Raw genomic sequence first — 7,791 nt, forward strand, 5'->3', positions numbered from 1 at the left:
GTTCACACACGGCCTTATTGTCAGCAAATGGTCGTTAATGGTATGATAAATGAATGAAGTGAGTATATAATTCATTTTAGTGTATATAGATTTTTCGCCCGTATTTTTAAACAAGGGAGAGTTATGTATGGCAGCTTTTTTAGCAAAACTGTTTGATTCAAATACGCGTGAATTACGGCGGCTTGATAAAATAGCAACTGAAATTAAAAGGCTCGGTTCCGAGATGGAGAAAAAATCTGACGATGAGCTCCGGGCAAAAACAGAGGAATTTAAATCACGCTATTTAAGCCGTGAATCACTCGATTCCTTGCTCGTGGAAGCATTCGCGGTGGTTCGCGAAGGTGCCCGCCGTGTCCTTGGACTGTATCCTTATCCCGTTCAATTGATGGGTGGTGTCACCCTTCATGAAGGCAATATTGCCGAGATGAAGACGGGGGAAGGTAAAACACTGACTGCAACGATGCCCGTTTATTTAAATGCCTTGACTGGTAAAGGCGTTCATGTCGTGACGGTGAATGAATATTTGGCCAGCAGGGACGCTGAGGAAATGGGGCAGTTGTATGAGTTTCTCGGTTTGACGGTCGGACTCAACCTGAACAGCATGTCGAAGGCCGAGAAAAAAGAAGCGTATGCGGCGGATATTACGTACGGTACAAACAACGAATTTGGCTTCGATTATTTGCGCGACAATATGGTGTTGTACCCGGAAGACCGCGTGCAGAGATCTCTTCATTTTGCCGTCATTGACGAGGTCGACTCTATTTTGATTGATGAAGCGAGAACACCTCTCATTATTTCAGGGCAAGCCAAGAAATCAACGCAATTATATTTACAGGCAAATGCCTTTGTCAATACGCTTAAAAAAGACATTGATTATACGTATGATGAGAAGACAAAAGGCGTCCAGTTGACGGAAGAAGGTATTAATAAAGCGGAACGCGCTTTTCATATCGACAATTTGTTCGATATATCCCATGTTACGTTAAACCACCATATTAACCAGGCGTTAAAAGCACATGTAAGCATGCATAGGGATATTGATTACGTCGTGCAGGACGGAGAAATTGTCATCGTTGACCAATTTACGGGGCGACTCATGAAAGGGCGCCGCTTCAGTGATGGGTTGCATCAAGCAATTGAAGCAAAAGAAGGCGTCGATATTCAAAATGAATCGATGACAATGGCCACGATCACATTCCAGAACTATTTTAGAATGTATGACAAGCTTGCAGGTATGACTGGTACGGCCAAAACGGAAGAAGAAGAATTCCGCAATATTTACAATATGCGTGTTGTGGCCATTCCCACGAATAAACCCATCATTCGGGACGATCGGCCCGACCTGATTTATGCATCGATGCAAGGCAAATTCCGCGCGGTTGTAGAAGATATAGCGGAACGTCATCAGAAGGGGCAGCCTGTCCTGGTTGGTACAGTTGCAATTGAAACATCCGAACTGATTAGTTCGCTATTAAAGAAAAAAGGAATCCCCCATAATGTCTTGAATGCGAAAAATCATGAACGCGAAGCCGAAATTATTACCCAGGCCGGCCAAAAAGGAGCCGTTACGATTGCGACCAACATGGCTGGACGGGGTACCGATATTAAGCTGGGCGAGGGCGTGCTTGAAGTAGGCGGCCTTGCTGTTATCGGTACTGAACGCCACGAATCACGTCGGATTGACAACCAGCTCCGCGGGCGTTCGGGACGTCAGGGAGATCCTGGTGTTACACAGTTTTATCTTTCCATGGAAGATGAATTGATGCGCCGCTTCGGATCCGATAATTTGAAAAATATGATGGAAAGGCTTGGCATGGACGATTCCGAACCGATCCAGAGCAAAATGGTGACAAGGGCGGTAGAATCGGCACAAAAACGGGTAGAAGGGAATAACTTTGATGCCCGTAAACAACTACTGCAATACGATGATGTCCTTCGCCAGCAGCGGGAAATCATTTATAAACAGCGGAATGAAGTAATGGAAGCAGAGGATCTTCGTGAAATTGTGGAAAATATGATTCAATCGGTCGTAAAGCGTGCCGTTGAAGCTAATACGCCGCAACACGAAGAAGAAGAACAATGGAACTTGGAAGGTATTGTCGACTATGTTTCCGCCAACCTTTTACCAGAAGGTGACATAACCGCTACTGACTTAAGGGGCAAGGAACCTGAGGAAATGGTGGACTTGATTATTGAAAAAGTCAAGGCGCGTTATGATGAAAAAGAAGAGACACTTACGCCCGAACAGATGCGGGAGTTTGAAAAGGTCATTCTTCTCCGTTCAGTTGACACGAAATGGATCGACCATATCGACGCGATGGATCAACTGCGCCAAGGAATCCATTTGCGGGCATATGGACAAATTGATCCGCTTCGCGAATATCAAAACGAAGGCTTCCAAATGTTTGAAAACATGATCGTATCAATCGAGGAAGATGTTGCAAAATATATAATGAAAGCTGAAATCCGCAGCAATTTACAGCGTGAAGAAGTGGCAAAAGGCCAGGCGGTCAACCCGAAGGAAGACGGTGGAAAAGCGAAAAGAAAGCCGGTCCGCCGGAAAGAAAGTGTTGGGCGTAACGCCCCTTGTCCATGCGGATCAGGCAAAAAATACAAACATTGTCACGGCAGACTGGCATAACAAACAATCCAAGATATAGCAGAGGTGTAAAAGATGGAGCTATTTGAAGTTCGATCCGAGTTGGAAAATACAGCGAAGAGACTCGCTGATTTTAGGGGGTCTCTTTGACTTAGAGGCAAAAGAAGCAAGAATTGCCGAGTTGGAAGAGAAGATGGCTGCTCCGGATTTTTGGGACGACCAATCGGCAGCGCAAGCTGTTATTAATGAAATGAATGCTTTAAAGGATCTCGTCGGGGAATTTAAAGAGCTGCAGGAAAGCCAAGAGGATTTGGAAATTACTTATGAGCTTGTTAAAGAGGAAGGAGACGCCGAGCTTGAAACGGAACTTGAGAACGATGTGAAAGGGTTGATTTCCAAGCTCGACAACTATGAATTGCAACTCCTTTTAAGCGAACCGTATGATAAAAATAACGCAATACTGGAACTGCATCCAGGTGCGGGAGGAACAGAGTCCCAGGACTGGGGCTCAATCCTGCTTCGCATGTATACCCGTTGGGCGGAAAAGCACGGGTTCAAGGTGGAAACACTTGATTACTTGCCTGGGGATGAGGCTGGCATTAAAAGTGTTACACTTTTAATAAAAGGCCATAATGCTTACGGCTATTTAAAGGCGGAAAAAGGAGTCCATCGGCTTGTCCGCATTTCACCTTTCGATTCTTCCGGAAGAAGGCACACTTCGTTCGTATCATGTGAAGTGATGCCCGAATTTACCGATGATATTGAAATTGAAATCAAATCCGAGGATCTTAAAATCGATACGTACCGGTCAAGTGGAGCCGGCGGCCAACATGTCAACACAACAGATTCCGCCGTCCGGATTACTCACCTGCCAACGGGAACTGTAGTCACATGCCAAAATGAGCGTTCACAAATCAAAAACCGCGAAAAAGCCATGAAAATGTTAAAAGCAAAGTTATACCAGCGAGAAATTGAACAAAAGGAAAAAGAAATGGCTGACATTCGCGGGGAACAAAAAGAAATTGGCTGGGGAAGTCAAATCCGTTCATATGTGTTCCATCCCTATTCCATGGTAAAAGACCATCGCACAAATATTGAAGTGGGAAACGTGCAGGCGGTGACAGACGGAGATATTGACATTTTTATTAACGGATATTTAAGATCCCGCCTGTAAACATTAATTATGAGGGCTTTTAAGTTTAAAAAAAATCATTTATTGGTATACTAAAGGAGCACCATTTTGATAAAGGAGATGTGTGATCTTGAAGAGGAAAATGATGGCTTTCATCGCGGGAGCCGGCCTTGTAGTAGGTCTGGCCGCATGTGGCGGAGGCGGAGACAACGACAAAAAAGACGGCGGTGAAACAACATCCGCGGGTGCAGAAAAAATCTATGCGCAAAATTGTGCCAGCTGTCATGGAGAAAATTTGGAGGGAGTTAGCGGCCCTAAATTAGCTGATGTTGGCTCACGGTTAAGTAAAGATGATATCCTTAAAACAATTGAAAATGGGGCAGCAGGAATGCCGCCAAACATTATTTCTGGTGATGATGCTGACAAAGTAGCAACTTGGTTAGCGGAGAAAAAATAACAAACATAAACGAAATGACAAGCTGCATTTTTTTGCAGCTTGTTCTTTTTTGGAGTGGGCTAAAAGTCCCGAAGAAATCTTCTTGATTTTTAATAAAATTATGGAAAAAATAGGTATTTCAGATTATGTCTCGTGTTACAGAATATGACAGTTTGAAACATAAATGTAATATAAATATATCTTAACTTATAATTTACGGATGTTATAATGGGTTTGGGGTTAAATTTCGATATTATTTGACGTGTTTTTTAAACCCGCTTGTCGTACATAAATTGCAGAAATTGAAAGGGGCAAACCCTTAATCTGTTGCTTAGTGCGTAGTACACCATTGTTGCAGAATGGGGAGCAAGGTGATTAGTTATGATAGAAATGCAAGATGTGACAAAGAAATATCCCAACGGAATTATGGCAGCCAATGGCTTGAACATTCTGATCAATCAAGGCGAATTTGTATTTGTGGTTGGTCCTAGCGGAGCAGGTAAAACAACCTTTATCAAAATGATTTACCGTGAGGAAAAACCGACTACTGGTAAAATAATAGTAAACGGAGTTAACCTATCGAGCTTAAAAAATAGAGAAATTCCGCATTTGCGGCGGAATGTTGGGGTTGTTTTCCAAGACTTTAAACTTCTGCCTACATTGACAGTATTTGAGAATGTTGCTTTTGCCCTGGAAGTGATCGAACACCATCCGAAAGACATAAAAAAGAGAGTCATGGAAGTGTTGGCGCTTGTAGGGTTGAAACATAAAGTACGCATGCTCCCATCTGAGCTTTCCGGTGGGGAACAGCAGCGTGTATCTATTGCAAGATCGATTGTGAATAAGCCTAAAGTTGTGATTGCCGATGAACCAACAGGAAACTTGGATCCAGAAACATCTTGGGAAATTATGAGTTTGTTAGATGAAATTAATACTCAAGGAACAACGGTCATAATGGCAACTCATAACCGTGAAATCGTCAATACGATGAAACATCGCGTGATTGCCATTGAAAATGGAAGAGTTGTTCGTGATGAACAGCAGGGGGAATATGGGTATGAAAGCTAGAACATTCCGGCGCCATCTTGGTGAAAGCTTCAAAAGTCTGCGCCGTAATGGCTGGATGACCTTTGCTTCCGCTAGTGCCGTAACTGTTACATTGCTCTTGGTCGGTGTTTTTTTTGTGATCATGATGAACATGAACAAATTTGCGACAGACATTGAGAATGATGTTGAAATCCGGACGCATATCGAATTAACAGCGAAAAAAGAAGATCAAGAAAAGTTGAAGCAAAAGATAGAGAGCCTGGATAAGGTAGAGTCTGTCACCTTTTCTTCAAAAGAAGATGAATTGACCCACTTAATCAAGACAATGGGAAAAGACTGGGAATTATACGAACAGGAAAACCCATTGCATGACGTGTTTATCGTCAAAACGAAAAAACCGACAGACACTCCGGCAGTCGCTAAAGAAATCGGCACGTTTGAATTCGTCAATTCAGCTGTTTATGGTGAAAAGAAAGTTGAAAAGCTGTTCAACACGTTGAAGACAAGCAGAAATGTCGGGCTTGTTTTAATTATTGGCTTGTTGTTTACGGCTATGTTCTTAATTTCCAACACGATCAAAATTACCATTTTTGCAAGACGCCGGGAGATTGAGATTATGAAACTCGTCGGCGCTACAAACTGGTTTATCAGATGGCCATTTTTGCTGGAAGGGATGTGGCTTGGTTTTATCGGGGCAATTATCCCAATTATTGCTGTTACATCGGGATATTATTACGCATACGATTTTCTTGCGGCACGCATTCCGAGTTCAGTGATCAAGCCGCTTGACTATAGCCCGTTCGTATTTCAAGTAAGCGCGATTATTCTATTAATAGGAGTCATTATTGGGGGTTGGGGCAGTTTCATATCAGTCAGACGCTTTTTGAAAGTATAAAGTATTCATAGATACGATACCCTCGTGAACAAGATTAAAACCACTTCATCAATAGAGAAACAGTGCTTGGGAGAAAGGGGAACTTTTTGTTGAAACAGCGTTCAATTGTAACTTATACATTGGCAGGAATAATCGGGTTTGGGAGTTCATTTGCTTACATAGGGGATGCTTCGGCTTCAAAACTATCAGATTTGCAAAATGAACAAAATGAAATTGTCAACAAGCGGTCCAATGTTAATGAATCCATAGAAAAAAAGAACAACCAAATAAACAAGCTTGAAAGCGAAAAAAGCGGGCTTGAGTTGCAGGTGGAAAAGCTCGAGCGCGATATCACCGCAACGAACGATAAAATTGGACAAAAAGAAAAGCAAATTGCTGACACGAAAGCAGAAATTGAAAAGCTCAAAGCAGAAATTGAAGAATTAAAATTAAAAATCGAAAAGCGGGACGAGCTTTTAAAAGAAAGAGCCCGGAACATTCAACAAAATGGCGGCTCAGTCAATTATATTGACGTGTTTTTAGGATCTGAAAGCTTCGGAGACTTTATTGACCGCTTCTCGGCGGTATCCACTATTGTAAGTGCCGATAGGGAAATCATGGAGGAGCAACAACGCGATAAAGATAAGCTCGAAGAAAATAAAATAAAAGTGGAACAGAAGCTTGCCGATCTTAACAACATGCTAAAGGAACTCGAAGAGCTAAAAGCGGGCTTGGATTCACAAAAAGCCCAGAAGGCTGAAGCGGTAAAACAGCTCGAAGCCGAGAAACAACATGCCGAGACTGAAAAGCTCTCTTTGGAAGAAGAAGAGAGAATCCTCAGCGCGCAAAATGCCGCGATCCAAGAAGCGATCAAGGCGGAAAATGCGAGAATAGAGCAAGAAAGAAAAGAGCGTGAGGCAGCAGAAGCGGCTGCGGCAGCTGCTGCGGCTAAACAAGCGGAACAAGCCCAACAATCTCAACAGGCTCCACAAAGCCGTCCTTCCGCCGGAGGAAGCAAGGGTGCACCGGCTGCTCCCAAAAAGCAGTATTCACCTCCAAGCAACTCTGGTCCCAGCGTAGGTGCACCGCCTGTATCTTCAGGAATGTTCACAAGACCTGCCGCCGGTAGTTTTTCATCCGGATACGGGCCACGCAGTGGCGGATTCCATTACGGGCTTGACATCGCAGCGGGTGGAACAGTGCCAATTGTGGCGGCAGCTGATGGAATCGTCATTCGATCCGAATTCTCCAGCAGTTACGGCGAAGTTATTTATATCACACACCGAATAAATGGACAAACTTATACTACGGTATATGCCCATATGAGAAAGGGCAGTCGTACAGTAGGCAGTGGCCAAGCGGTCAAAAAAGGCCAGGTCATCGGATCTATGGGCAATACCGGACAATCTTTCGGACAACATTTGCATTTTGAAATCCATGTAGGCGGCTGGAACGGAGCAAAATCAAATGCAGTAAACCCTAGACAATATATTAACTAATAAAGGAAAAGCGCCACATCCGCCGGGATGCGGCGCTTTCTGGTTTAGGCGATGCTCCCGCGCGCATTTTGCGTGCGTGGAGCATCGCCTACCCGCGTATAAAGCAAAATACCCGCGTATAAAGCAAAATACCCGCGTATAAAGCAAAATACCCGCGTATAAAGCAAAATACCCGCGTATAAAGCAAAATACCCGCGTATAAAG

The 7,791-nt window shown here is 43.6% G+C and carries 6 protein-coding genes; all 6 read left to right on the forward strand.

From position 1 onward, the window contains the following. Positions 1–127: 127 nt before the first annotated feature. The 6 genes from secA (at position 128) to JOC94_RS05665 (ending at position 7,587) form a co-directional block, all read left to right on the forward strand. Entirely contained in the window at positions 128–2,641 is a 2,514-nt protein-coding gene (secA, locus tag JOC94_RS05640) for a preprotein translocase subunit SecA (RefSeq protein ID WP_077111623.1), read from the forward strand. Between the two features lie 33 nt (positions 2,642–2,674). After that, a protein-coding gene (gene prfB, locus JOC94_RS05645; RefSeq protein ID WP_139345631.1) for a peptide chain release factor 2 occupies positions 2,675–3,773 on the forward strand; the annotation gives its coding sequence in 2 pieces (ribosomal slippage) (positions 2,675–2,746 and positions 2,748–3,773; 1,098 coding nt in all). A gap of 88 nt (positions 3,774–3,861) precedes the next feature. Then, the gene (cccB, locus tag JOC94_RS05650) at positions 3,862–4,188 is read left to right on the forward strand and encodes a cytochrome c551 (RefSeq protein ID WP_077111622.1); all 327 of its coding nucleotides are present in this window, start codon (positions 3,862–3,864) and stop codon (positions 4,186–4,188) included. Positions 4,189–4,548: 360 nt separating this feature from the next. Then, on the forward strand, positions 4,549–5,235 hold the full coding sequence (gene ftsE / locus JOC94_RS05655; protein ID WP_077111621.1) for a cell division ATP-binding protein FtsE: 687 nt from the start codon (positions 4,549–4,551) through the stop codon (positions 5,233–5,235). Beyond that, positions 5,225–6,109, forward strand: a complete 885-nt coding sequence (gene ftsX / locus JOC94_RS05660; RefSeq protein WP_077111620.1) for a permease-like cell division protein FtsX — start codon at positions 5,225–5,227, stop codon at positions 6,107–6,109. Before ftsE ends, ftsX begins: the two co-directional genes overlap by 11 nt. Positions 6,110–6,198: 89 nt before the next feature. After that, positions 6,199–7,587: a murein hydrolase activator EnvC family protein gene (locus JOC94_RS05665; RefSeq protein ID WP_077111619.1), complete on the forward strand. Its 1,389-nt coding sequence runs from the start codon at positions 6,199–6,201 to the stop codon at positions 7,585–7,587. Positions 7,588–7,791 lie beyond the last annotated feature (204 nt).

The organism is Siminovitchia thermophila, from assembly GCF_016909185.1.
GTDB lineage: Bacteria > Bacillota > Bacilli > Bacillales > Bacillaceae_C > Siminovitchia > Siminovitchia thermophila.

What these genes read in the sequence shown, in the direction of transcription:
- secA (WP_077111623.1), top strand. Translation starts at nt 128, where the DNA reads ATGGCAGCTTTTTTAGCAAAACTGTTTGATTCAAATACGCGTGAATTA.
- ftsE (WP_077111621.1), top strand. Translation starts at nt 4,549, where the DNA reads ATGATAGAAATGCAAGATGTGACAAAGAAATATCCCAACGGAATTATG.
- ftsX (WP_077111620.1), top strand. Translation starts at nt 5,225, where the DNA reads ATGAAAGCTAGAACATTCCGGCGCCATCTTGGTGAAAGCTTCAAAAGT.